A 24,412-nucleotide genomic window follows, 5' to 3' on the forward strand; every position below is an offset into this window, starting at 1 on the left:
CCAAACCGCTCGTGTCTTCGCCGCCTTCCGTCGTCGCGCAACTGTCGCCCCGCGCCTTGCCGATCCAACCCAAGCACCAGGCCCCGATAGCGCCTGCCCTGCTTTTTGCAGGCTCTGGCGCCATTGCGTCTTGCATGTAAGCAAAACTCCTGTATTTTACAAAACACTTGATATAACAAATAAAACACAACCAAGTGGCAGGAGCGAAAATGGGCTTTAGCGCCAAGACGCTGTCGCGGTCCGAGCAGGCATGCCAGGGCTACCGGATCCTTATTCCACAAAGACGCAGGTTGCCTGAAATTGACGACCTCACCTTCCTCCACCTCTCCAAACCTGGCCTCGGCCTGACCCTCCACGCAATCGGGCGGCCAATTCGCAACGGGGCACGGAGGGGCGCCATGATCACGTAACGCCAACTTACGCTGTCGAAGGACAGCCCTTTGTCCGACGCGTCGCGATAGCACGCCCTGCCAAAAGCGCACCGGCTATTGCGCCCCTGCTTGCCTGCAATTTGCCCTTCGTCCCGACGAGGCCCGCACAGCCCATGTTCAAAAACATTCCGCTCACCTTGAAACTCTTCCTGCCACCTGCCATCGCCCTGTTCGGCATGTTGCTGTTCGTGGGCTACACCGCGGTGCAACTGGACGACAACGACAACCGATTGGTGTCGCTCGAAAAACAGCGCTACCCAACGCTGGAAGCTGCCGACAACGTGATCTTCCAGTTCTCCCGCCTGCCCGGCCTGCTCAACAGCGCCGTGGCAGCGGGCGAGCGGGACACCTTGGATGAAGCGAGCGACGTGCTGGCCGACGTCCATGCACGGCTGCGCGACCTGGAACCGCTGACCGCTGAACGGGCCGACCGACACCGGGAAATTCAAGCCTGGTCGGCGGCGATCAAGCGCTACGCCGATAACGCGTTCGCCTCCTCCGGGCAACTGCTCGATGGGGCGGCGTTCGATGATTTACGCCCCCATTTTGATCGCATGGCCAGCGACCTCAAGAACGCCCAGGCGCTCGGCGAGCAGTTTCGCAGCCACGCCTACGCCGACTTCCAGAGCAGCTTGACCCAAGTCCGCGCCGACAACGCCACCACCACGCGCGTCGGCTACCTGCTCAGTTTTTGCCTGCTGCTGGTGGTCAGCGCCAGCGCGGCCTGGGTGATTCGTCAGGTCATGAGCAATGTCCGCGGCGTCATCGGATCGCTCAAGACCATTGCCAGCGGCGATGGCGACCTGACCCGCCGCGTGCAGGTCGACTCCTCAGACGAAATCGGCGAGATGATCGGCCTGTTCAACGGTTTGCTGGACAGCCTGCAAGGCACCTTGCGCCAGGTCATCGAAACCGCAGCGCCCCTGGAGCAGATGTCCCGCGAACTGCACCGGCTCACCCAGGGCGCGGAGGACAGTGCGCGCTCACAGCAAGAGCGCACCGAGTCCATCAGCCGTGACATAGACACCATGACCAATAGCATTCAAGAAGTGGCGCAGCGCTCCGAGCAGGCCTCCGAGCAAGCCAGCGCCGCGGCGCGTCAAGCGAACGAAGCCAGGCATAACATCGACAGCCTGTCCTTGAGCATAGGCGACCTGGGCAACAGCGTGCTCAGCTCGGTGCAGGCCATGGAACAACTGGAAGCAGAAACCCAGCACGTCGGCTCGGTGCTGACGGTGATCCGCAGCATCGCCGAACAGACCAACCTGCTCGCCCTGAACGCCGCCATCGAAGCGGCACGGGCTGGCGAGCAAGGGCGGGGCTTTGCCGTGGTCGCCGATGAGGTGCGCAACCTGGCCCAGAAAACGACCGCTTCCACCGCGCAGATCCAAGACATCATCCAGCGCCTGCAAAACAGCGCCAGCAGTGTCTTGCACGCGATGAACCTGAACGGCGAAAAGGCCAGGTCAAGCATCCAGCGCTCTGAACATGCCACGCAGACCCTGGAGGCGATTACCGGGGCCGTTCGCCAGATCGATGAGTTGAACGCCGGCATCGCCCGTTTCACCAACGAGCAGATCGGCCTTTCCCGTTCGATCCAGCAAGACACCGAGAGGCTGCAACAGGACACCCAGGCCACCACCCAAGGTGCCGACGCCACCGCACGGCTCGGCGAGCAATTGGTCGGTACAGGCAACCACCTTCGCAGCGCCACCGCTCAGTTTCGCATTTGAACCTTCCCCACCACGAGAGCAGTTGAAGCATGCAAGGCATTAGAGCACTCGGTATCGCAGGCCTTATCGCGACCACCCCAGCAATGGCCCTGGACCAGGGAGACTATCAATTCAACGGCTTCGGCACCGCCGGCCTCACCCACCTGGGGGGCGAGGACAAAGGGCGCAGTTTCGGCATCAGCGGGCAGACAACGGACGCCTGGCGCGGTGACCAGCTCTCCCGACTGGGTGGCCAGCTCCAATATGGGCTCACCGACACGCTGGGGGTGACCGTGCAGGGCACCCTCAAGCCGGAACAGGACACCTGGAAAGGCAACCTGGAGTGGGCTTACCTCTCCTGGAAAGCGACCGAAGGCCTGACGGTGCGCGCAGGGCGGCTGCGCCTGCCGATCTACATGTATTCCGAAACCCTCGACGTCGGTGTCACCCACCCTTGGCTGCGGCTGCCGGATGAGGTCTACAGCCAGGTCCAGCTGAGCAACTACGAAGGTGCCGATGCCCTCTACACCGTGACCACCGGCATCGGCTCCGTGACGTTCCAGGTGGCAGGCGGCCAGGCCGCCAACCGCAACTTGTTCGCCATGGATGACTTGTACGACATCGACTACAAGAAGATCTTCGCGGCGAACGTCAGCCTGGAAACCTATGACTTCGGCACGCTGCGTCTCGGGTACGCCGAAGCGGACATCGACACGAACCTCAGCGCCTCGGTCGTCGCCCCAGGGGGCTCGCCTACACAGGTCGACTTCCTGAGCCTGAACCGCAAGAAAGGCCGTTTCGCGTCCATCGGCTACCAGTACGACAACGGCAGCTGGGTCTCCTCGAACGAGTGGACCAGCAACAACACCGAAGGCGACCAGCAAGGCAGCATCGATGCCTTCTACCTCATGGGCGGACGCCGTTTTGGCGACGTGCTGCTCCACCTTACCTACGCTCAGCTCGACGAAGACGCTGGCCGCCAGAGCTCCTGGACCTACGGCGTGAACTACAACCTGGCGCCGAACCTGGTGCTCAAGGGCGAGTACAAGCGGGTGGACACGCGCGGCAACGGCTACCGCGGCACCTTCGTGCAGAACGCCCAGGAGACCTTCGACCATGCAGTCTTCGCGGCCAGCAACGGTACCGCCGGCACTCCTTCGCGCAACTACGACGGCGACATTGTCAGCGTCGGCGTCGATTTCGTCTTCTAAGGAGCGCCCATATGAAACCACTCCTCACCACAATGTTCGGCGCAACCCTGGCCACAGCCAGCACCCTGGCCAGCGCCGAGGTGGCCGTGATCATGAATGCCGGCGCCAGCGCCGCACCGTCCCAGGCCGAGGTGGCCAACATATTCCTGGGCAAGGACACCAGCCTCAAGGGCCTCGACCAGAAAGGCTGGAACCCCACCAAGGAACGGTTCTACAGCGCGCTGACCAACAAGAACGAATCCCAGCTCAAGTCGTACTGGTCAGGCCTGGTGTTCACGGGCAAGGGGCAACCGCTGCAGAGCGTGGACGATGACGCCGCGGTGATCGCCAAGGTGGGCAGCGAGGCCAATGCCATCGGCTATGTCGACAGCTCTGCCGTCAACGACAAGGTCAAAGTGCTCTTCACCCTGCCCTGAGCTTCGCCGCCTCCCCTGACCTGGCATACCGGGGGAGGCAGCGCCTGGCGCTCGCAGGCAAGCCCCTGCAGGGCTGCGACCTGCGAGCCTTGGTTGAGCCATTATTTGCTCAAATGGGTGCCCTATGAGCCGTTTTCATTCACAATGCCCGCACGATATGCAGTGTGGAATCTTCTGATGCACCTCCCTACCGATGAGCGCCTGCTCAAAGCGCTGGCCGACGCGATCGTCGTCCACCCCCGAGCCACATTGAAGGAGCTGGCCGAGGCGGCGGGCGTGAGCAAGGCGACCCTGCACCGTTTCTGTGGCACCCGTGACAACCTGGTGAACATGCTGGAAAGCTATGGGGACCAGGTCCTGACGCAGGTCATCGGCAACGCTGACCTGCACGGCAGCGACCCGACCGCAGCCCTGCATCGCCTCATCGTCGAGCACCTCAAGCATCGCGAGATGATGATCTTCCTGCTCTTCCAGTACCGCCCGGACTCGTTCGACGACAGCGAGACGAACCGCCCGTGGCGGGCCTATGCCGACGCCCTGGATGCCTTCTTCCTGCGCGGCCAGCAGGCGGGGGCTTTCCGTATCGATATCAGCGCGGCGATCTTCACCGAAATGTTCCTGAGCATGGTGTACGGCATCGTCGATGCCGAACGACGCGGGCGGGCGGCCAGCGCGACGTCCGTGCAAACGCTGGAGCTGCTTTTCCTCGACGGTGCTGCGGCACCCGCTCGCTGACCTGCCTTCACCAGCCAAAAAAAACCCAGGGCATCGATCCCTGGGGCCAAGTGGCTGGACAAGCCAACCAAAGGAGGCTGTTTCAGCCCTTGCTCGGCCAGCCGCCGCCGAGTGCGCGGAACAGGTCGACCAACGCCAGTTGTCGCTGGGTACTGGCTTCGATGAAGGCTGCTTCGTTCACGTAGCTGTTGCGCTGGGCGTCCAGGTAGCGCAAATGGTTGTCCACCCCACCCTCGTAACGAGCCTTGGCCAGCGCCAGGGTCTCGCGGCTGGTGTCGGCCAGGGCCCGCCGCGCGGCTTGCTCGCGGCGCAGGGTGTCGGTGGCGGCCAGCGCATCGGCCACTTCGCGGAAGGCGACCTGGATCGCGCCTTCATAGGCGGCCACGGCCGAGTCCTTGCGTGCCTCGGCCAGGCTGAGCCCGGCACGGTTGCGCCCGGCGTCGAACAACGGCAGCGACAGCTGCGGCATGAAGGCCCAGCTACGCGAGCCACCGTCGAACAACGCGGACATCTGCGCACTGGCGGTACCAAAGCTGCCGGTCAGGCTGATACGCGGGAAAAACGCTGCCCGCGCCGCGCCGATATCGGCATTGCGCGCGCGCAGCCGGTGTTCGGCGGCGAGGATATCGGGGCGGCGCTCGATCAATGCCGACGGCGCGCCCGGCACAATGTCATTGAGCACCATCGGCTCATCCGGGCGTTCAGCGGGCATCGCCTTGGCCGCCTCGGCACTGCCCAGCAACAGCACCAGCGCGTTGTAGGCCTGGCGCTGTTGGCGCACGTTGACTTCGAGCTCGGCACGGGACTGCTCGACCAGCCCCAGCGCCTCTTGGTGGTCCAGCGCCGTGGCCGTGCCGGCGGTGCGCCGCTGGCCGACCAACGCCAGGGAATCCTCGCGGCTGGCCAGGGTCTGGCGGGTCAGCGCCTGGCGCCGCTCGGCGCCGTCCAAGGCCAGGTAGGCCTGGCTCACCTCGGCGATCAGGGCGATGCGTGCGGCACGCCCGACTTCCTCGGTGGCCAGGTACTGCTCCAGGGCCGCATCGCTCAGGCTTTTGACGCGGCCGAACAGGTCCACTTCGTATTCCGGCAGCGACAAGCCCACCTGATAGGTGCTGCTGACACCCTCGCGGCCATCGCTCGAAAGCGCCGCAGGCAAATGCTGGCGATTACCGGAGGCGCTGGCATTCAAGCCCGGCACCCGGTCGGCCCGCTGGATCCGGTACTGCGCACGGGCCTGCTCGATGTCGAGCAGGGTCTGGCGCAAGGAGCGGTTGTTGTCCAGCGCGGTACCGACCAGCTGACGCAGCACGGGGTCGACGATGAATGCCTGCCAGTCCAACTGCTCCACCGAGTGGCCAGTATGGCCGGCTGCATCGCCCCATTCGGCCGCCACCGTCGCTTCGGGGCGCTGATAGGTCGGCGTCAGGGAGCAACCAGCCAAGGTCAAGGCCAGGACGATAGGAAGCACACGATTGACCATGATCATCACTCTGCCTCCTCGACAGCCTGTTGCACCGGGGCAGGCTTGCGCTTGAGCAACGTCAACACCCAGACAAAACAGACCGGCACGAACACCACGCCCAGCAAGGTGGCACTGAGCATGCCGCCGATCACACCGGTACCGATGGCGCGCTGGCTGGCGGCCCCCGCGCCGGAGGCGATGGCCAGCGGCACCACGCCGAGGATGAACGCCATGGAGGTCATCACAATCGGACGAAAACGCAGGCGCGCGGCCTCGATGGCGGCGTCGCACAGGCTGTAGCCCTTCTCCCACAGTTCCTTGGCGAACTCGACGATCAGGATGGCGTTCTTCGCCGCTAGGCCAATGATGGTGATCAGGCCGACCTTGAAGTACACGTCGTTGGGCATGCCGGTGAGCGTCACCGCCCACACCGCACCCAGAGCACCGATCGGCACGATCAACATGACCGTCAGCGGGATCGCCCAGCTCTCGTACAGCGCCACCAGCAGCAGGAACACCACCAGGATGGCCAGGGCGAACAGGCTGGCCGCCTGGCCGCTGGAGACCTTCTCCTGGTAGGAAAGGCCCGTCCAGGCGTAGCCAATACCTGGCGGCAGCTCGCTGACCAGGCGCTCCATCTCGGCCATTGCCTGCCCGGTACTGTGCCCCGGCGAGGCGTCGCCGGCGATGCGGATCGACGGGTAACCGTTGTAGCGCACCAGTTGCACCGGGCCCTCCTCCCACTGGGTGGTGACGAAGGCGCTGAACGGCACCTGCTCGCCGTTGGCATTGGGAGCATAGAGGCGCAGCACGCTTTCGGGGGTCATGCGTTCGCCTTGCTCTGCCTGCACCACCACGCGCTGTTGGCGCCCGGCATTGGTGAAGTCGTTGATCACAGCCGATCCGAAGGCGGTGGCCAAGGTGCTGTTGATGGCCTCGAAGCTCACGCCCAGGGCTCGGGCCTTTTCCCGGTCGATGTGCAGGCGCAGCTGCGGTGCTTCGGCCAGGCCTTCCATCATCGCGTAGAGGATCACCGGGTTGCCGTTGGCACGCGCCAGCAACTGGTCACGGGCCGCGAGCAGTGCTTCGCGCCCGAGGCCACCACGGTCCATCAGGCGCAGGGCGAAACCACCGGAGTTGCCCAGGCCGTCGATCGGCGGCGGCATGACGGCGGTGATGGCACCGTCGCCGTTGGCGGCGAACTGTGCATTGATCGCTGCCGTTTCCGCCTCCGCCGATTGCGCCTTGTCGCGCTGCGACCAGTCCTTGAAGGTCGGGAACGCCAATGCGGCATTGTCACCCTGGCCCGAGAAACTGAAGCCGCTTACGATGAACGAGTTGGCCACCGCGTCACGGGACATCAGGAACTTTTCCAGCGCCTCAGCGGTGTGGTCGGTGCGTACCCGGCTGGCGCCTGGTGGCAACTGCACATCCACGACGCTATAGCCAAGGTCCTCGGCCGGCACGAAGGCCTCCGGCAAGCGCAGGTAGGAATAGCCCAGCACCACCAGGATGCCCACATACGCCAGCATCCAGCGGCCGGCACGTGCCACCAGTTCGCTGTTGAGCAGCGAATAGCGTTCGGTGACACGGGCGAAGCCACGGTTGAAGGCGCCGAAGAAACCGGCCTTTTCATGGTGGCCATGGGGCACCGGCTTGAGCAGCGTGGCGCACAGCGCCGGGGTGAAGGTCAGGGCCAGGAAGCCGGAGAACAGGATCGACACTGCCAGCGACACGGAGAACTGCTGGTAGATCACCCCCACTGAACCGGACATGAACGCCAACGGCAGGAACACCGCCGCCAGCACCAGGGTGATGCCGATGATCGCCCCGGACACCTGCCCCATCGCCTTGATGGTCGCCTCCACCGGCGACAGCCCTTCCTCGGCCATCAACCGCTCGACGTTCTCCACCACCACGATGGCGTCGTCCACCAGGATGCCGATGGCCAGCACCATGCCGAACATGGTCATCATGTTCACCGAGAAGCCGAGCAGCTTCATGATCATCAGCGTCCCGAGCAGGCACACCGGCACCACGATCGACGGGACCAGGGTATAGCGCACGTTCTGCAGGAACAGGAACATCACCAGGAACACCAGCACCATGGCTTCGATCAGGGTGTGGATCACCTTCTCGATGGCCACGTCGACGAAGCGCGAGGTGTCGTACGGCACCGAGTATTCGACACCTTCGGGGAAGAACTGCGACAGCTCGGCCAAGCGCTCCTTGACCAGCGTCGCGGTCTGGATGGCGTTGGCGCCCGGCGCCAACTGCACCGCACCGGCCACCGCCGGGTGGCCGTTCAGGCGCGCCGACAGGTTGTAGTTCTCGCTACCGATGGCCATGCGCGCCACATCACCCAGGCGGACGCTGGAGCCATCGGGGTTGGCGCGCAGGACGATGCCGGCGAACGCTTCCGGGGTGTCGAGGGTGCCCTGCACGGCCAGGGTCGCGGTCAGCTCCTGCTCGCTGGCACCGGGCGTGCTGCCGAAGCTGCCGGCCGGTACCTGGACGTTCTGGCCGCGAATGGCCGAGTTGATGTCGTCGATGGACAGGCCATAGCCCACCAGCTTCTGCGGATCCACCCAGACCCGCATGGCCGCTTCCGAGGCGAAGAACTGCAGCTTGCCCACGCCGGGCACGCGCAGCAGTTCGTTGTTGATGTTGCGCGCGGCATAGTCGGCTAGGGCCGTGGTATCGCCACGGTTGCCGGCAGTGCTGGTCAGGGCGTAGATCAGCAGGAAGCCGGAGCTGGCCTGCTCGACTTTCAGCCCTTGGGTCAGCACCGCCTGTGGCATGCGTGCCTCGGCCTGTTTCAAACGGTTCTGCACGTCGACCTGCGCCATGTCCGGGTCGGTGCCTGGCTCGAAGGTCACCATCACTTCGGCCACGCCGTTGGAGTTGTTGGTGGACTCGTAGTACAGCAGGCCCTTGGCGCCGTTGAGCGACTGTTCGATGATGCTGGTCACCGACTCCACCATGACCTTGGCCGAAGCGCCGGGGTAGGAGGCGGTGATGGAGATCTGCGGTGGCGCCACGTTGGGGTACTGGGCCACGGGCAAGGATGGAATCACCAGCAAACCGGCCAGTGAAATGAACAACGCCACGACCCAGGCGAAGTTCGGGCGATGGATGAAGAACCTGGACATCTCACTTCCCTCGCATCACTGGGCGGCAGCCGTTTGTTTCTGCGCAGGCGCAACGGGCATACCGGGGGCCAACCCTGCGGGGCTGCCGACGATCACCTGATCGCCCGGCTCCAGCCCCTCGGTAATCTGCCAGCGCGAGCCTTGCATCACGCCGGTGCGCACCGCGCGTGCCTCGGCGATGCCATTGGTGGCGACCAAGACCCGCGCCTGGCCGTCGCTGCCTCGCTGAACCGCACGCTGTGGGACCAGGATGGCGTGGTTGTCGGTGCCTTGAGGCGTGCGCACGCGCACATACATGCCCGGCAGCAGCGTGCCGTCCGCGTTGTCGAAGCGCCCCCGCAGGATGACCTGGCCGGTACCGCGGTCCACACTCACATCGGTGAACATCAGCTCGCCCGAGCGCTGGAAGTCGGTGCCTTCCACTTGCGCGGTCAGGCGCTGGCTGTCGGCCGAAACTGCGCCGTCCTTCACTGCTTGTCGCAGGCGCAGTGCGTCAGCAGCAGACTGGGTGAAGTCGATGTAGATCGGGTCGAGTTGCTGGATACGCGCCATCAGCGTCGCCTCCCCCTGCCCCACCAACGCGCCTTCGGTGGCCAACGCACGGCCAATGCGCCCGGAGATCGGCGCGGTGACGGTGGCGTAGCCCAGGTTCAGGCGTGCGGCCTGCACGTCGGCCTGGGCAGAGCGCACCGCCGCACCGGCACTGCGCAGCTCGGCAGTGGCGCTGTCGAAGTCCTGCTGGCTGACCGCCTCGATCTTGACCAGTGGCTCATAACGCTTCACCCGCGCCTGGGCCTCCTGCTGCACGGCCTGGGCACGGGCCAGGTCAGCCTCGGCACGGGCCAGTGCGGCCTTGAACGGCGCCGGGTCGATCTGGAACAGCACATCCCCCGCCTTGACGTCAGCCCCTTCCTCGAAGCGCTTGTGCAACACGATACCCGGCACCCGCGCCCGCACCTCGGCGACGCGCATCGGCTCGACCCGGCCCGGCAGTTCAGCCGCCAAGGCGACCTGCTCGGGCGCCAATGTCACGATTTCCACCGGGTAGCTCGCATTGGCTGCACCGTCCTGCTCTGCTGCGGGCTCACACCCGGCCAAGGCGATCGCCATGGCCAATGCGCCCACCCTTATCGAACCTGTCTTGCCCATCACACACCCGAACCTTGATTGAAAACGGGGCGAATGCTACTTTTCAAGCCCACATGAGTCAATATTGTCTCATTAAAATCATAAAAGACTCGTCATGACCTTTTCAGACTTTCTACCTTCAACGCTTCCCGCCAAGCTGGTGAATGCCCTGTATGCCGCTGCCGCCTTGCGACCCAGAGCGTCCATGGGCGAGCTGGCCGTGTTGGCGGGCATCAGCCGGGCAACCCTGCACCGTTACTGCGGTACGAGAGACAACCTCGATAGCCAGCTCGAACAGCACGCCAAAGACACGCTCATGCAGATCCTCGACAACAGCGGCACGCTGGCCTGCCGCGAGCCCCTGGCCGCGTTGCGTCAGCTGATTCATGCGCACCTGGCCCAGGGTGAACTGATCGCTTTCCTGGCCTCCCGTTACCCTGTGCACATGAGCGTGCAGCACGACCTGCGGTTTTATCTGGAAAGGCTCGATGCGTTGTTTGCCAGCGGCCAGCGACAAGGCGTATTTCGAGCGGATGTCACCGCGGCGTTGCTGACCGAGATGTTCGTATCGCTGTTGCATGGCATGGTCGACGCCCGCCAACGGGGGCGCGCGCCAAGAGAGTGTGCAACGGTGCTGGAGAGCGCGTTTCTACAGGGCATTGCCAAGCGGGCGCCCTATTGAGCGCCCGCGCAGGGCAACAGCCGTGAAGACCTATTGCGTCAAAGGAAGGGAATGAACGCTATTGCTCGGCGTCATCGAGCGGCGTGCTCCAGATCACCAGCTCAAGGGCAGCGGCGATCTGGATGCGATGGTCGGCAAGCGGGATAGGCAGCAGGTCCTGGGCGCGCTCCAGCCGGCGCAGCAAGGTATTGCGATGGGTACCCAGCACCTCGGCGGTCTGGGTGATGTTGCAGCCATTGGCCAGGAAGGCGTGCAACGAATGCTGAAGCACCGTGGGCTCGGTCGCCAAGCGCCCCAACGTGCTCAAGACGAACTGCCTGGCCGCGCGGGCATCCTGGGTCATCAGCGACACCATCCTCACCTGATCGATCGTGGCAACGGCGGGTGAACCCGCCAAACGGCCCATCAACCGCTGGGTGGTCAAGGCTTCCAGGTGCGAGCGCCGGAAGCCATTCATCCCCGCGCCCGCCGAACCGATTGCCGCGCGTATCTTCGGAAATTGCCGGGCGACGTCCTGCAGCAGGTTCAGGTCCAGCGGCTTTGCCGCATTGCTCCAGGCCCACAGGGTCGCAGGGCCCGCGAATACGATCAGCGGCGCTACCGTGCCCGTGAGCTGCGCCAGGGCACGCGCCATGTCTTCCAGGGGGCGAATCTCGGCGTCCGGGGTTTCGCTCCAGACGAGGCAGGCATGGTGTCTCTGCGCCAGGCTGTAGCCCAGTCGCCTGCCGAACTGCTCCGCCTCCACATCCCTGCCATCGAGCAGCCGGCTGACCAGGCTGCGTTTATCGACAGGATCGTCATGGGCCTGGGCGCTCTTTTCTTCAAGGATGATCTGCGTCACCACACGCATGTTGCTGTCGATGAATTCCGAGATCGACCGCGACGAGACCTCCAGGAATTCCTCGAGCACCACGGGATCCTGCGTCAGGCTGAAGGCCATCTTCATCCACAGGTCCCAGGCTGCGTTCTGTGTCGACCTTGCGACATTCATCAGCAGTTCGGACACCCCCCTGCGGGCGAGCTCCTTGGCCGTGTCCACCATGTCAGCGGACACGTAGGGCTCCACCGGCTCTCCAGGGCGCTGCAGGTTGGCATTGGCCCAGTGCAGCAACTCTGCCCGGTTGGCGCGCCGGCACGCTGCGAGGATGACCGGGTCCTCCAGCAACCTGGCATCTTCGGGCGAAGAAAACAGTGACTGGTTCAGGCGCTCGACCCACTCGGGTGGCAGCGCCTGAGCGAGTTCGGCGCCTTTGCGCATGAGCTCACGAACGGCTTCCGAGGGGCGTGTCCAAGGGGAAGGTGCGCTGGTCATGGGCGGTGCAAATCACTCAAAAATAGGCTGGAAAATGGTGCAGTTCGTACCTTGGCGCAAGGCCAGTCGAAACCTAGCATGAACTCACTGCCTGAACAAAAAATACAAGGAGGCACCGTGATGCTCCATGTCCTTTTTTTGGGTTTAGGGTAGTGGCAAGCGGGCCTGTTTCTTGATGCCCGTTGATAAGCGTCAACCCGCCTGCGCCTACCGTTCTTTCAATCTGGAGTGTTCTCAATGTCAGCCTCTCGCGACTCCATGCCAAGCCTGCCCGTGGTAACCCGCTCGACTTCAGCGCAAGAGATTGCGCTGCTGAGCGACCAAGCAGGAGCGGTCATCATTCGCAACTTCATGCCCCCCCGAACAAGTCGTGCGGATCAACAAATGAACTCGACACTCCCTTGGCCGCGCTCGATGCAGGCTCCAAGCATGAGCACGCGCTGATCGCCGAGTTCCACGGCCATCAGACCAAACGGCTCACCAACCTCGTGACCCACAGCAAGACCTTTCGTGAGGAAATCCTCGATGACGACCTCTTTCACGAACTGGGAAACGTGCTTTTCGCTCCGGAGTGCGGTGACTGGTGGCTGACCACGGCCCAGTTGATCGAGATCGGCCCGGGCAACAAAGCGCAAATGCTGCACCGCGACATGGCGCAATACCAACCGTTCGTGGCCATGAACAAACATGCGCCACGCGCCATCACCAACCTGATGCTGGCGCTGACCGATTTCACCGAGGAAAACGGCGCCACGCGCTTGATTCCGGAGAGCCAGGACTGGGATGACTTCAACGATGTCGGAATCCCAGAGATGACGATCCCCGCCCTGCTGAAAGCCGGGGATGCCGCGCTGTTCGGCGGCAAGGTCGTTCACGGTGGCGGGGCCAACGTGACCGCCGACTATTACCGTCGCGGACTGACCATCCCGATGCAGGCTTCGATCATCACGCCTGAAGAAGCCTACCCGTTGATCGTGCCGCACGAGGTGGTGCGCACGCTTTCTCCGCGGGTTCAGAAGATCCTCGGCTTCCGCTCCCAATACCCCAATGGCAGCACCCAAACGCCCAGGCAAGGAAACAGGCCAGGCATCGGTTTGCGATGCCTGCCCTTTGAGCGCCAGCCCTTCACTCCCGATAGGGCATTACCCCACGACGTGAAAACAGAACCGGTGTACCATCGGCATTGAACAGCGCCGCCGTCAGCGATAGGCCATCAGCCGACCGGGTTTCCTCGAAACTGTGTCCACCATCGCTGCTCTGCACCATCAGCCCGTCCAACCCGACCGCCAGCACACGAGAGCCCGCTACCGCTACGCAAGTGACAGAGCCCTTGCTTTGCGTGGGTACTCGGCGAAAGCCCTTGCCGTCCGCTGAACCCTGCAACAAGGTGCCGCGCTGGCCACCCAGCAGCAGACGCCCATCGGCCAGTACCGCGCCTGACCACAGGGTGCCTTCGTAGCCGGTATCCAGGTAACGCCAGTTCTTTCCGTGGTCATCGGAGTGCAGCACCTGCCCATGCTCGGCCGTGGCGTACAGCGTGCCGCGGCTGTCGGCAAACAGCCCCATCAGGTTGAGGTCGGCGCGCTTGGCCCCGGGCCGCGCTTGCACCGCCTGCTCAGCCCACGTCAGCCCCCCATCCTCGGTCGTCAGCACCAACGACCAGAGACCTACCGCCACGCCCTGCCGGGCATTGAAGAAGTGCACGGCGAACAGTGGTCGGTCTTCTTCGGTGGCCAGGCGCTGGAGCTGCCAGGACTCCCCGCCATCGGTGGTGGCCAGGATCGCGCCCCAGTGGCCCACCGCCCACCCGCGCTTGGCATCCACGAACGACACCCCCGTCAATGGCGTGGACAGCGGTACCGACCTCGCCTGGTGCCACTGCTTGCCCTGATCATCGGACAACAACACGACACCGTGGTCGCCCACGGCAACCACGCGCGCCCCGGCCCAGCCAGCGGCCAACATGGTGGCCTGCGTGGCATTGCTCGCCTGCACGGCCGGCACGGCTTGCAACGGCGCGGCCTGAAGAGACATCAGCGGCAATGCTGCTGCGAGCAAGGCCGCGGTGAATGAAACCCTGAATTTCATGTTTCTCTCCTCAGTGCACCAACGCGCCGATCATGCGCACGGGGCGTTTACGCGGGAACACCCGCTCCAGCCAGACGGCGAAAGCCGGCAGCACGGTCATGGCCATGACCATGTTGACGATGAACATGAAGGCCAGCAGCTTGCCCATGTCGGCCTGGAACTTGAGCTCCGAGAACGCCCAGGTGGCCACGCCCACGGCCAGGGTGATGGCGGTGAAAATAGTGGCGACACCCACCTCGAGCAGCGCGCACTCGACCGCCTTGGTGATCGACTGGCCATGGGCCAGGTGCAGTTGCAGGCGATTGTAGATATAGAAGGCATAATCGACGCCAATGCCCACCGCCAGCACCATCACCGGCAAGGTGGCGATGGTCAGGCCGATCTGCAGTTCCTTCATGAACCAGTAGCCAATGAAAGTGCCGATAGTCAGCGGCAGGCAACACACCAGGACCGCTCGCAGGTCCCGGTACACCACGAACACCAGCAATGCGATGGCGGCATAGACATACAGCAGCATGGGGGTTTCGCTTTTTTCCACCTCTTCGTTGATGGCGGCCAGGACGCCGGCGTTACCGGACGCGAGGCGAACCGAAATGCCTGGCATCGGGTACTCGCTGCGGAACGCCTTGGCGGCGTCCACCACTCGGTTGATGGTGGTGGCCTTGTGGTCTGCCAGGTACAGGTGCACAGCCGACATGTTGCAGTCGGTGCGCATCAGCCCGGGCGTACGCGCCACCTCGGTGGCCAACGCGGCATAGTTCATCGGGTCAATGGGCACCGCCGCCATCTTCGGATTGCCTTCGTTGTAGCCCTCGTTGAACTGGCGCATGTTGGTGGAGAAGGACGCGACCGACAGGACACCGGGCACCCCCTGCATGGCCCACACGAAGCGATCCTGGTACTGGCCCAGGGCGACATCCTCGCAGGCCACCTGGCTGTCTTCGCCGGATGCGGCCTTGTTGACTTCGAACACCACGCTGAGCCAGTCCAGACCAATGTCGTAGTTGCTGGCGATGGAGACCGCATCGCGATTGAAGCGCGAATTCTCGCGCAATTCCGGCGCACCTGCCTGCAGCGTGCCAACGACACGGTCATGGCTTTGCCAGATCGCCACCAGGAACACCACCAAGGCCGCGCCAAGCACCCACTGCGCCTTGCGCGGTTCGGCGAGCCGGGCCAGGCCGCGCAGCCAGCGGGTGCGGCGCTGCCGGGAAATTTCCTGGGCGGCCGCATATTTGTCATCGACACGCAGCAACGACGCCATCAACGGCAACATCACCAGGTTGGTGATGATCTTGTAGGCCACGCCAAGCGAGGCCGTGATCGCCAGCTCCCGCACCATCGGGATCGGGATCAACAGCAGCGTCACGAAGGAAACCAGCGCGGTCACCAGCGCCAGCGTTCCGGGAATCAGCAACCCCGTGAAGCTCGAGCGCGCCGCCTCTTCGGCGCGCTTGCCGATGGCGATCTCGCGCACGATGAAGTTGATTTGCTGCACGCCATGGGAAACCCCGATGGCGAATACCAGGAAGGGCACCAGCACCGCCAGCGGGTCGAGCCCGTACCCCAACAGGCGCAGGCTGCCGAACTGCCAGACCAGCGAGGCCAGCGAACAGACCAGCGCCAGCAGCGTGAAGCGCAGGGAGTGGCAATACCAGTACACTGCCCCCGCCGTCAGCAGCAACGCCAGCAAACAGAACTCCAACACCGCTGAAGCCCCGTCAGCGATGTCGCCGATCTGCTTGGCGAAACCGATGATCTGGATTTCGAAATCGCCATCTTCGAACTGCTGGCGGATCTCCTTCTCCAGCCTGTGGTTGAACGCCACGTAGTCCAGGTGGGCGCCATGGGTGTCGTACTCGTTGAGTTCCACCGTGATCATCGCGCTGCGCTGATCACGGGAAACCAGCGTGCCGATGAAACCACCCTGGGCAGTGGAGCTGGCGATCGTCGCGATGACCTGGTCATCCAGGTGCTCGGGAGAAACCGTCCCCGGTACCAGTGGATCCGCGCGAAAACCCTCTTCGGTGATTTCGTTGACGAAGGCATTGGGCGTCCACAACGAACGCACGCTGCTGCGCGAAACACCCGGAAGAAAGGTCACTGCCTGGGTGACGTCATACAGCCGTTTCAGGCCAGCGGCGCTCCAGATATCGCCCTGTCGGGCCTTGACCACGAGGGTCAGCCGGTTCGCCCCCAGCAGGTCATTGCGGTAAGCCTCGAATGTCTCGATGTATTCATGGCCTACCGGCAATTGCTTTTCGAAGCCGGCATCCATGCGCAGTTGCACGGCGAACCAGCCCATGATCAGCGTGAACACCGCCAGGCTCGCCAGCACCAGACGACGATGCCCGAACAACACACTCTCGACACGTGACAGCAGACCAGGTGCCGGAGCTTCGGATAACTTTACAGAACCGTTCACGGCGGGCCTCACAAGGTGCGGGAAATCGCGATGCCGACATAGTCGCGGTCACGATAAAGCTGGTCGTAGGGCGTGTCGCCGCCCATGAACTTCGCGTAGTTGAGGGAGATCTGCCAACTGGCCGGGTTTCGCACGAAGTTCAGATAAAGGTTCATGCTGCTCGCGTCTTCGGTGAAGGTCGCACTCAAGTTCGGCGTTCTGCCCCCCAGCGAGCGCGAATAGAAGACACCTGGAGTGACCTGCCAGCCAGGTAACAAGGTGCCGTCGTAGGTCAGGCTGAAGTCCAAATTGATGCCCGAGGACGTCTTGTCGCCACGGGACTTGGGCGCTGTCGCAGGGTCCAGCTGCCAGGCATTGAGCCCCGCGGCAAGGGGCTCGCCATTGACCTCGTCATGCAGTCCGGGGTAGTGGATGACCACCAGTTCCGACAGCAGGGTACCCGTGCTGGCTCCGGTGAAATCGAGCAGCGTCGGGGAGTTGGACGGTGTGAAGCTGTAAAGGCCGGTGAGGTGCCACTGGAATTTCTTTTCGTCTTTCCAGCATTTGCCCCCATTGCTGGAACACAGGTCGACAACAGGGTTGAGCATGACCGAATCCTTCGGCCGGTAAGAAAGCTCTGTACCCACTGCCCAGTCACCGATCGGCATGTTGGCACTGACGCCATACATCATCCGGTCTTCCTGGTATTCCCAGGTCGGTGCCGCCGCGAAGGTGTTAGGGTCAAGAATCGCGACGCGCAATGATGGCAACTTGTCGTGATAACGCATCACGTAGAAGCCATAGTTGATGTCGCTGTCTTCCGGCTGCCAACGCAGCGAAAGGCCCCACTGGCCGCTGTCGCGGGCGTCTTTTTCGGAGAACCCATAGTCTCCCCTGCCCTCACCCAGCGCGTTGGTAGTGGACCAGTAGCTGCCCACCGGCGGCAACTCGCTCTTGTTCCAGCGAAATTGATAGTAGGCCTCGACGTTGACACCCGAGCCCAGGCCCGAGGCGACACTGAGCATCGGCGCGGGCAGCACGGCCTCCTTGAGCTGCACGCCAGGGCGCGCCAAGGCTTGGTAGTCGTAGGCGTTGGTGTTGTTGATGCCACCGGCCACGAACAGGCTTTCGCCCCAGTTGATCACCTGGTTACCCAGGCGCGCGCGGACCCGCTGCCCGCCCACGTTGAAGCCTTTGCTCACCCACAGGTCCAGCAGGCGAGCCTTGAAGGCGAGGTCGTCACGCGCGTCGTCACTCAGCCCGTTGCTACCGACGCTCTCAGGGGTGTTGAACGACAGCGTGCCGGTGGTATCGGTGGCAGCGAAGTCGCGGATCCAGGTGCCACGCGCCATGAAGGTGACGTCCTCGGGCATCTTGAGCAACAGCTCATGGGTGCCCTTGAGGTAGTTGGTGAACATGTCGCCGCGGTCGTAATTCAGGTCGCCCTGGTCCGCCACGCCGGAACTCTGTGCCAGGCAGCCGGAGGGCACATTGTGCCCGGTCGGCCCCTGGTTGATCAGGTTGCAGCCCCGCGACTCGGTACGCAGGCCCATGCCTGCGGTAATCGTGGAATCGAAGGAGCCATTGAGGGTTTCGGTTTCAAATGTGAACCCCATTGCCAAGGGGGTTGCGCACACGATGACAAGGCCTGACGCTTTCGTAATTATTTTTTTCATGTTGGCTCTCGATCTGGCGTCGGTTTAGCGCTCGCTGATGGCTCGCAGGTTGTCGGAGGTGAAGAAGTCGCGCTTCAGGCGAGGGTTGCCACTGTCTTCGGTGATCCAGCGAATATCGTTCTTGCCTGCCCCGATGGAGGTCATGTCGAAGAGGTAGCGACCCTCGGCCAGGTTGTACTGGACCTGGGCCTGCACGTCGCAAGCGCCGGTCTCGAACACGGGAATCGAGAACCCTTCACGCACCTTCCAGATCTGCCCTTGCTTGTCGAAGTCGACGGCCAGCAGCGGGTTCCAGCTGTCCTCGTCGATGTAGAACATGCGTTTGGGCGCTTGGTGGCGCATGCCTTGGCGAACATTGGCCTCGACGACCCAGACGCGATGCAGTTCATAGCGACGCGACTGCGGCGAGATCGAGTCGTTGCCAGCGAACGCCTCCACCTTGTCAGCGGTGTCGTAGGCACCGAAATCGTTGTAAGGCACCAGCAGCTCCTGCTTGCCAACCAGCTTCCAGTCGAAACGGTCCATGGTGCCGAAGAAGATGTTCGCCTCGTCCACGGTGTACTGGTTGTCGAGGCCGATCTGTGGCGCGTCGTAGGAATACGACGGCATGCGCCGCACGCGACGCTGACCAGGGAAGTAGTAGAAGGTCGTGGCCTGCTCGCCGGCCACAGCCGTTTGCACGGCGGATTGACCGGCCAGCGCAGCGGGCTCCAGGTAGTTGAAGAAGGTCGCGTTCTCCAGCCGGCCATAGGAAGAGAAAAGCGCGCTCCCCTTCTTGCCCCAAGGGGTCAGGAAGAAGGTGTCGGTCGACTGGCGCAACCATTCCCCGCCCTTGCGCGGAGAAATGCCTGAAATGCTCCGAGGAATTTCCACGCCGACGCCGCGATAGCGCATCTTCATGTTCCACATCACCTCGGCCCCGGTGCTGGGCATCGGGAACGGGATACCGGGTACATGGGCTTCTTCAAGGGCTACACCGGCAGCGTCGAGCTTGGCAAAGCCAACGTTTTGCCTGGTGTTCTCGATCACGAAATCCGGCGCGCTGCAGGTACGACGGGTCGGGTAGACATCCATGCGATAGCCTGGGACTTTCTTGAACAGTTCGAGCTGGCCAGGGGACAGCTTGCTCGCATGCTGTGTCACATTGTTCGCGTCGATGCTGTAGAGGGGCTTATCACCCTTGAACTTCCAGTGCTCCCCTCGTACCTGGCCGTAACTCCATCCCGCCCCCTGCTGCCCTGGCTGTGCCCAGGCCGGAATATCCCCGCTTGAACCCGCTGCCCTCTCACCGCCCAGAGGGGTCAGCTTCGAACCCAGCGCCTCAGGCTCCTGGGTCGCTGCCTGAACCGAGCAGATCGCGGTCGATACCGCGCAAGCCAGCAGCAGTTGCCTGAAAACACGGCGAGCGGACACTTCACCTTCCAGCCGTTCAGTCACTTCTTTCATTGCAGGATCCTCAACAAAGGGCTTTGACCGTGGCTCGACTTTCCAGACGGAAAACCAACCCTGTCACACCTCATGATCAATTGACCTGATCAACCGACCATGTCGCAAGATCATGAGGCAAGCCATATGCCAGAATCCTCATGAACAAATATATTCTTTTAATATCAATTAGTTAGATGATGCTCGCTACGGTGGACGCAGAGCTTTCATGCACCATCATGTGAATTATCGAAACAAGTGTTACCAAAAGATGATCGACGACTGGGCACAACGACACCAGCTGAGGCGTGCCATTCACCCGACAACCGTACGGCGCATAAAAATGCCCCCCAAAAAAAACCGCCCCGAGGGGCGGCAAAAAAGCAGGCCTGTGGCCCGCCATGGAGTAAACGCTATCGGGAATGAACGAGCGACTGAGAGGAAACCCGCTTGGAGCGCTCAAGCGCGCCATAGGCGTAGTACAACTGCACGATCGAATAGGACCAGGTCAGGAAGGCGAAGGTCATGAAGACCATCTTCGTGTCATCGCCCGGAATCGGAAAGAAGTCATACCGCAGCGCCACCGTCAGCCCCGCCGCCCCGCCCAGCACGGTAGCCAATGCATGGAACACCTCCCCGGCACGTGCCAGGCGCCACGTGAAGTAGCACAGGTACACCGTGTAGAGTGACCACATGAGCACGTAGAAGTACGCCAATGAATCGTTGACGATGCCAGACAGGTAGTAGACGCAGGTGGCGGCAAAACCGGCCACGAACAGCAGCAGGTCTTTTGCTATAGAAGGTTTGTAACCGTGGGTAACCGCCATCAACCCCAATGTTGCGATAACAGGTACGCCCACCCCGCGCGAAAACGCATCGAGAAAAATCGCGACATTGTAATTGGCCTGCCAACCCGTCGCGATAAACGTCGTGAAGTTCGATGCGGAAATCCCCACGACCAGGAACTCCAGGCCAAGCAGATAATTCTTCCGCCTGACGAATGCCACGCCATAACCCAGCCCGCACACCACCAACAGAATGCACGAAACCAGTGCACCTAGATCTCTGAGCTCCACGATAACCGCCTCTGTAAATAATGCCGCGCCACAGCCTTGCGCCATCGAGGCGCCGGCACTGTTCAGTTTTGCAATGCACTGTCTTTGCGCACTTTTTTATCGGTCCAGGCATCCAACAACCGGGCCGCTGCAAACGCCGTGTTTATGGCGCACCATTGGAAGGGCTCCGGCAGCATGGACGGTGTCTTGTGCTGCAATGCCGAAAGCAGTGGCGGCTTTTGGCCGTTGATTCTCTGGGCGAACAGCGAGCCCATGAGCGATTGCGTCGCAAGGCCATGCCCCGAACATCCCGCCGTATAGAAAATGTTCTGTTTCGCCCCCGTCGTGCCGATGACGGGCAGGAAGTCGTAAGCCCCACTTACATAACCGCTCCAGCAGTGCTGAATGCCAAGGCCTTGCAGACCCGGAAAACGTTGGCGCAACACCCGCGCCAACGCGGCATAGGCGCTGTAGTCCGGAATGTTGGGAGTCTTGGAGCCGTAGGCGTAGCCCAACTGTTTGACCGTCAACACCAGGGTGTCATGCGCCGTCAGGCGGTGGCTCTCCATCGTGTAGTGCGGGGTGATGATCCCTTCTCGCCCTTTCCATCCCAGGGCAGCCAACTGCTCCGTCGACAGGGGCTCGGTTTCGATTGCCGATACGCGAATCGGCGCCACCTTGTTGCGCAACAGTCCCACCTGAGGCGTATAGGCGTTGGTTGCCATGACCATCACGGGCGCCGTTGCAGTGCCGAACGGGGTCTTGCAAGTGATGACTTGCCCTTCACTGTAGGAAACCAACGGGGTGCGTTCGTAGAGTTTCACGCCGGCCTGGATGGCCGCACGGCGCAGGCCACCGATGTACTTCCCTGGGTTCAGGGTGCCACCGCGCTGCTCGCTGCCAAACAAAAAGGCAGGTGGGAGCCCGCGGGCGCGCATCTCGGCCTGGTCCACGAAACGGGTCACAGAGCCCAATGTGTGCCCAAGCGCCATGTTCGCGCGCAGCCGCTTTTCCTGACCTGGATGCACGGCAGCTCGGATAACTCCCGAGGGGATGTAGTCACAATCTATACCCAACGCCGCGAAACGCCCTTCCACATACGTGACAGCCTCGTCGTAGAAACTGACGAACGCCCTGGCCTGTTCCAGCCCCACGCGCTTGACGAAGACTTCGCACTCGATTCCCATGCTGCCGAGCAGGTAACCGGCATTGCGCCCACTGGCACCGAAACCGGCGAACTCCTGCTCCAGCACGATGACGCTCGCCCCAAGGGCTGACAGCTCCAAGGCCGTCGATAAACCGGCAAACCCGGCTCCTATCACGATCACATCGGCATGCGCGTGACCTTTCAATTCAGGTTGCAGGTCGACAGGACGTTCCACCCACCCGCCGAGGCTGCGAAACCTCAGTGTTTCAGAACCGTTCCCGGCCACATTGTTCGACGCATTCATTCACTTCGCTCCAGGGAATTCTGCCAAGGAGAAGGGTTAGAAGCCTTTGCCTGGCTCGGAGAAAGACGCCATGCCCAGAAGCTCTTGTGGGTCGCGCATCTGCCCATCGATTTCAACCCAACCCAGCAGCGTGGAGCTGGCACTCCAACCCAGCAGACGTTGCAGTTGCGCAGGGAGCTGCCGAACACGCTCAACAGGAATGGACAGGAAGTGGTTTTCTTCCAGTCGCAGGAAAGCCAAGTCATACGCCATGGTCAGACCGGTGCGAGGCGTTGAGGATGTATTGGCGCCGCCACCGTGGTAGACCGACCCCATCCATAGCAGCGCGGAGCCTGCCTTCATTTCGGCGGCGATTGTTTCTTCCTGCGTTGGCATGCGTTCGTCATCCCATTGATGGCTGCCGGGAATGACACGTGTCGCACCGTTCTCTTCGGTGAAGTCCGTAATGGCCAGCATGATTTGCAGCCGAGCCTCACGACCATATTGCGGATGCCGCCAGAGCGATGTGGCATCGTCGCGATGCAAAGGTTGCAAACCCTGGCCTGGGCCGATCTGGATCGCCTGGGTAATGCTGAGTTGGATATCCGGCTCGATCTCGACGCGGTCGCTTCCGACCCAGACATGGGTAGGTGTTTGCAAGATCTTTCTGGCGGACTCGAGAAACAACGGATTCAGCGCCACCTCTACAGCCGTGTCACTTCGCCCGAGGATTCGGGCGACGCGGCGTGTCTGGGTGCCGGCAAAATAAGGGTCCATACCGCAAGGCGTGACACTCAAAAAGGTGTCCAACTCCTCGGTCAGGGCCTTCAAGGTGCCTTCCGAGACAAAGTTGGAAATGATTACGGCACCGTCACGCTTGATGATTTCCGCTACCTGCTCGACCGGTGTATCGCTGCTGACCGTCGAAAGTTTCCGTGTATCCATTTGCGCATTTACCTGTGTGCTTTGAGTCATTGTTTGTCAGCGGATCTGCGCCCAGTGCCCGGCTACAAGTTGCCGTAGGCACCCTGCGCTCACCTGTCGCGAACGCCGAAAATACGGCACTACCGACAAGAGCGATCGACTGATCAACCGACATGATCACTTGATCAAGTCTCATGACCAAAGCAATTCACGTGCCGTTTTCCTGACCCGCGCCAGCGTCCACGGAAATTCAGGGGCGAGCGCCTGGCCTGCCGATGCACGGTGATACTGGCGTTCCCAAATCGGTGCCTCCCCGTGTTCGCCCGGAACGCCATATTGTGTATTAACGAAACACTTGTTATCTAAACTTTCCCAGGGAAGGCGTCGCGCAGACCGACCCCTGACGCTCAATCGCATCGACGCATGGATTGGGAAACAACCATGCGTTAGCATTCGTCCCCGCCGAGGCCAGACCCGATGGCTGGCGGCAATACCGAAGAGGGAGAAATGCCCAATGGCTCGAATAGGCGCTGAATTGCGCAGACAAGACTTTATTGAAGCCACCGTGAAAGTGATCGCGGAACATGGAATAGCCAACGCCACCACTCGCCGTATCGCGGCCGAGGCGAATTCGCCACTGGCTTCGTTGCACTACGTCTTCCATACCAAGGACGAGTTGTTCTATGCGGTCTATGAGTCCTTGATCAACATGCCGCAACAGTCGTTACAGGACGTACCCGCAGGCGCCACGGCGGCAGAGTCGGTGGGGGAAATGCTGCGCCAGCTCGTCAAATGGTTCACCGCCCACCCTGACCTGGCGACCACACAGTTCGAGCTCTTCTTCTGGAACCTGCGCAACAACCCGGCGATGGCAACCAAGATCTATACCGTATCCGTCGAAGCGACCAAGCAAGCCATCGAAAAGGTCACTGGCCCCGGGCTGGACCAGGCCAGGCTCACCACCATCAGCCGCTTGCTCATCAACCTGTTCGACGGCCTGTTGCTGGCGTGGTCCGCCCATGGCGACCGGGAACGCTTGGAAGCCGAGACCGAAACCGCCTGCCAAGCTGTAAAACTGCTGGTGGCCAGTTACTGATCAAGGTTCGAATGCGCCGTGCTTCAGTACGGCGCGATCGGTACTGACTAGCCATCAACCTGGCTTACCTTCC

18 protein-coding genes are annotated in these 24,412 nt (G+C 62.4%); 7 read left to right on the forward strand and 11 right to left on the reverse strand.

The features are described from left to right. The first annotated feature begins 544 nt into the window (after window positions 1–544). From ACF8Q6_RS04210 to ACF8Q6_RS04225, 4 genes are all read left to right on the forward strand, one after another. Complete coding sequence (locus ACF8Q6_RS04210; protein ID WP_020191871.1) at window positions 545–2,164, forward strand: methyl-accepting chemotaxis protein; 1,620 nt, start codon at window positions 545–547, stop codon at window positions 2,162–2,164. A 29-nt stretch (window positions 2,165–2,193) separates the two neighbouring features. Continuing rightward, complete coding sequence (locus ACF8Q6_RS04215) at window positions 2,194–3,354, forward strand: hypothetical protein (RefSeq protein ID WP_392491353.1); 1,161 nt, start codon at window positions 2,194–2,196, stop codon at window positions 3,352–3,354. A gap of 11 nt (window positions 3,355–3,365) precedes the next feature. After that, window positions 3,366–3,770 carry a phosphate ABC transporter substrate-binding protein gene (locus tag ACF8Q6_RS04220; protein WP_392491354.1) on the forward strand — a complete coding sequence of 135 codons (405 nt, stop codon included), beginning with the start codon at window positions 3,366–3,368 and terminating at the stop codon, window positions 3,768–3,770. Between the two features lie 177 nt (window positions 3,771–3,947). Further along, on the forward strand, window positions 3,948–4,505 hold the full coding sequence (locus ACF8Q6_RS04225) for a TetR/AcrR family transcriptional regulator (RefSeq protein WP_010953729.1): 558 nt from the start codon (window positions 3,948–3,950) through the stop codon (window positions 4,503–4,505). Window positions 4,506–4,587: 82 nt separating this feature from the next. On the opposite strand, the gene ACF8Q6_RS04230 is transcribed toward ACF8Q6_RS04225, so the two are convergent. From ACF8Q6_RS04230 to ACF8Q6_RS04240, 3 genes are read right to left on the reverse strand one after another with little or no spacing between them, the layout of a single operon-like run. Beyond that, a complete protein-coding gene (locus ACF8Q6_RS04230; protein ID WP_392491355.1) occupies window positions 4,588–5,991 on the reverse strand; it encodes an efflux transporter outer membrane subunit in 1,404 nt (467 codons plus the stop codon). Next, on the reverse strand, window positions 5,991–9,119 hold the full coding sequence (locus ACF8Q6_RS04235; RefSeq protein ID WP_392491356.1) for a multidrug efflux RND transporter permease subunit: 3,129 nt from the start codon (window positions 9,117–9,119) through the stop codon (window positions 5,991–5,993). The genes ACF8Q6_RS04230 and ACF8Q6_RS04235 overlap by 1 nt, the downstream gene beginning before the upstream one ends. Window positions 9,120–9,134: 15 nt before the next feature. After that, window positions 9,135–10,268: a MexC family multidrug efflux RND transporter periplasmic adaptor subunit gene (locus ACF8Q6_RS04240; protein ID WP_392491357.1), complete on the reverse strand. Its 1,134-nt coding sequence runs from the start codon at window positions 10,266–10,268 to the stop codon at window positions 9,135–9,137. A 94-nt stretch (window positions 10,269–10,362) separates the two neighbouring features. On the opposite strand from ACF8Q6_RS04240, the gene ACF8Q6_RS04245 reads away from it, so the two are divergent. Next, window positions 10,363–10,929, forward strand: a complete 567-nt coding sequence (locus ACF8Q6_RS04245; RefSeq protein WP_392498348.1) for a TetR/AcrR family transcriptional regulator — start codon at window positions 10,363–10,365, stop codon at window positions 10,927–10,929. 58 nt (window positions 10,930–10,987) lie between these two features. Here the strand turns inward: ACF8Q6_RS04245 and ACF8Q6_RS04250 are convergent, their stop codons facing one another. Further along, a complete protein-coding gene (locus ACF8Q6_RS04250; protein WP_392498349.1) occupies window positions 10,988–12,241 on the reverse strand; it encodes a PucR family transcriptional regulator in 1,254 nt (417 codons plus the stop codon). 401 nt (window positions 12,242–12,642) lie between these two features. Here ACF8Q6_RS04250 and ACF8Q6_RS04255 point away from each other — a divergent pair, with 401 nt between their 5' ends. Continuing rightward, on the forward strand, window positions 12,643–13,428 hold the full coding sequence (locus tag ACF8Q6_RS04255) for a phytanoyl-CoA dioxygenase family protein (RefSeq protein WP_392491360.1): 786 nt from the start codon (window positions 12,643–12,645) through the stop codon (window positions 13,426–13,428). Here the strand turns inward: ACF8Q6_RS04255 and ACF8Q6_RS04260 are convergent. The 7 genes from ACF8Q6_RS04260 to ACF8Q6_RS04290 form a co-directional block, all read right to left on the reverse strand. Beyond that, complete coding sequence (locus tag ACF8Q6_RS04260) at window positions 13,367–14,329, reverse strand: WD40/YVTN/BNR-like repeat-containing protein (protein ID WP_392491361.1); 963 nt, start codon at window positions 14,327–14,329, stop codon at window positions 13,367–13,369. The two genes, ACF8Q6_RS04255 and ACF8Q6_RS04260, sit on opposite strands and share 62 nt — an antisense overlap. 10 nt (window positions 14,330–14,339) lie before the next feature. Then, window positions 14,340–16,754: an RND family transporter gene (locus ACF8Q6_RS04265; RefSeq protein ID WP_392491362.1), complete on the reverse strand. Its 2,415-nt coding sequence runs from the start codon at window positions 16,752–16,754 to the stop codon at window positions 14,340–14,342. An 8-nt stretch (window positions 16,755–16,762) separates the two neighbouring features. Then, a complete protein-coding gene (locus ACF8Q6_RS04270) occupies window positions 16,763–18,409 on the reverse strand; it encodes a DUF1302 domain-containing protein (RefSeq protein WP_392491363.1) in 1,647 nt (548 codons plus the stop codon). A 24-nt stretch (window positions 18,410–18,433) separates the two neighbouring features. Beyond that, window positions 18,434–19,855, reverse strand: a complete 1,422-nt coding sequence (locus ACF8Q6_RS04275; RefSeq protein ID WP_392491364.1) for a DUF1329 domain-containing protein — start codon at window positions 19,853–19,855, stop codon at window positions 18,434–18,436. Between the two features lie 392 nt (window positions 19,856–20,247). Beyond that, window positions 20,248–20,955, reverse strand: a complete 708-nt coding sequence (locus ACF8Q6_RS04280; RefSeq protein WP_392491365.1) for a hypothetical protein — start codon at window positions 20,953–20,955, stop codon at window positions 20,248–20,250. Window positions 20,956–20,972: 17 nt separating this feature from the next. Next, window positions 20,973–22,340, reverse strand: coding sequence for an NAD(P)/FAD-dependent oxidoreductase (locus ACF8Q6_RS04285; protein WP_392491366.1), 1,368 nt, complete (start codon window positions 22,338–22,340; stop codon window positions 20,973–20,975). A 36-nt stretch (window positions 22,341–22,376) separates the two neighbouring features. After that, window positions 22,377–23,264: a phytanoyl-CoA dioxygenase family protein gene (locus ACF8Q6_RS04290; RefSeq protein ID WP_392491367.1), complete on the reverse strand. Its 888-nt coding sequence runs from the start codon at window positions 23,262–23,264 to the stop codon at window positions 22,377–22,379. A 493-nt stretch (window positions 23,265–23,757) separates the two neighbouring features. Here ACF8Q6_RS04290 and ACF8Q6_RS04295 point away from each other — a divergent pair, with 493 nt between their 5' ends. Beyond that, window positions 23,758–24,339: a TetR/AcrR family transcriptional regulator gene (locus ACF8Q6_RS04295; RefSeq protein ID WP_029615390.1), complete on the forward strand. Its 582-nt coding sequence runs from the start codon at window positions 23,758–23,760 to the stop codon at window positions 24,337–24,339. Window positions 24,340–24,412 lie beyond the last annotated feature (73 nt).

Origin of the sequence: Pseudomonas sp. GLN_2, assembly GCF_043106005.1 — a bacterium.
In the GTDB taxonomy this organism is placed as follows: Bacteria; Pseudomonadota; Gammaproteobacteria; order Pseudomonadales; family Pseudomonadaceae; genus Aquipseudomonas; species Aquipseudomonas alloputida.

Coding starts and splice junctions, on each gene's coding strand:
- ACF8Q6_RS04210 (WP_020191871.1), top strand. CDS start 545: ATGTTCAAAAACATTCCGCTCACCTTGAAACTCTTCCTGCCACCTGCC.
- ACF8Q6_RS04215 (WP_392491353.1), top strand. CDS start 2,194: ATGCAAGGCATTAGAGCACTCGGTATCGCAGGCCTTATCGCGACCACC.
- ACF8Q6_RS04220 (WP_392491354.1), top strand. CDS start 3,366: ATGAAACCACTCCTCACCACAATGTTCGGCGCAACCCTGGCCACAGCC.
- ACF8Q6_RS04225 (WP_010953729.1), top strand. CDS start 3,948: ATGCACCTCCCTACCGATGAGCGCCTGCTCAAAGCGCTGGCCGACGCG.
- ACF8Q6_RS04230 (WP_392491355.1), bottom strand. CDS start 5,991: ATGATCATGGTCAATCGTGTGCTTCCTATCGTCCTGGCCTTGACCTTG.
- ACF8Q6_RS04235 (WP_392491356.1), bottom strand. CDS start 9,119: ATGTCCAGGTTCTTCATCCATCGCCCGAACTTCGCCTGGGTCGTGGCG.
- ACF8Q6_RS04240 (WP_392491357.1), bottom strand. CDS start 10,268: ATGGGCAAGACAGGTTCGATAAGGGTGGGCGCATTGGCCATGGCGATC.
- ACF8Q6_RS04245 (WP_392498348.1), top strand. CDS start 10,363: ATGACCTTTTCAGACTTTCTACCTTCAACGCTTCCCGCCAAGCTGGTG.
- ACF8Q6_RS04250 (WP_392498349.1), bottom strand. CDS start 12,241: ATGACCAGCGCACCTTCCCCTTGGACACGCCCCTCGGAAGCCGTTCGT.
- ACF8Q6_RS04260 (WP_392491361.1), bottom strand. CDS start 14,329: ATGAAATTCAGGGTTTCATTCACCGCGGCCTTGCTCGCAGCAGCATTG.
- ACF8Q6_RS04270 (WP_392491363.1), bottom strand. CDS start 18,409: ATGAAAAAAATAATTACGAAAGCGTCAGGCCTTGTCATCGTGTGCGCA.
- ACF8Q6_RS04275 (WP_392491364.1), bottom strand. CDS start 19,855: ATGAAAGAAGTGACTGAACGGCTGGAAGGTGAAGTGTCCGCTCGCCGT.
- ACF8Q6_RS04280 (WP_392491365.1), bottom strand. CDS start 20,955: ATGGCGCAAGGCTGTGGCGCGGCATTATTTACAGAGGCGGTTATCGTG.
- ACF8Q6_RS04285 (WP_392491366.1), bottom strand. CDS start 22,340: ATGAATGCGTCGAACAATGTGGCCGGGAACGGTTCTGAAACACTGAGG.
- ACF8Q6_RS04290 (WP_392491367.1), bottom strand. CDS start 23,264: ATGGATACACGGAAACTTTCGACGGTCAGCAGCGATACACCGGTCGAG.
- ACF8Q6_RS04295 (WP_029615390.1), top strand. CDS start 23,758: ATGGCTCGAATAGGCGCTGAATTGCGCAGACAAGACTTTATTGAAGCC.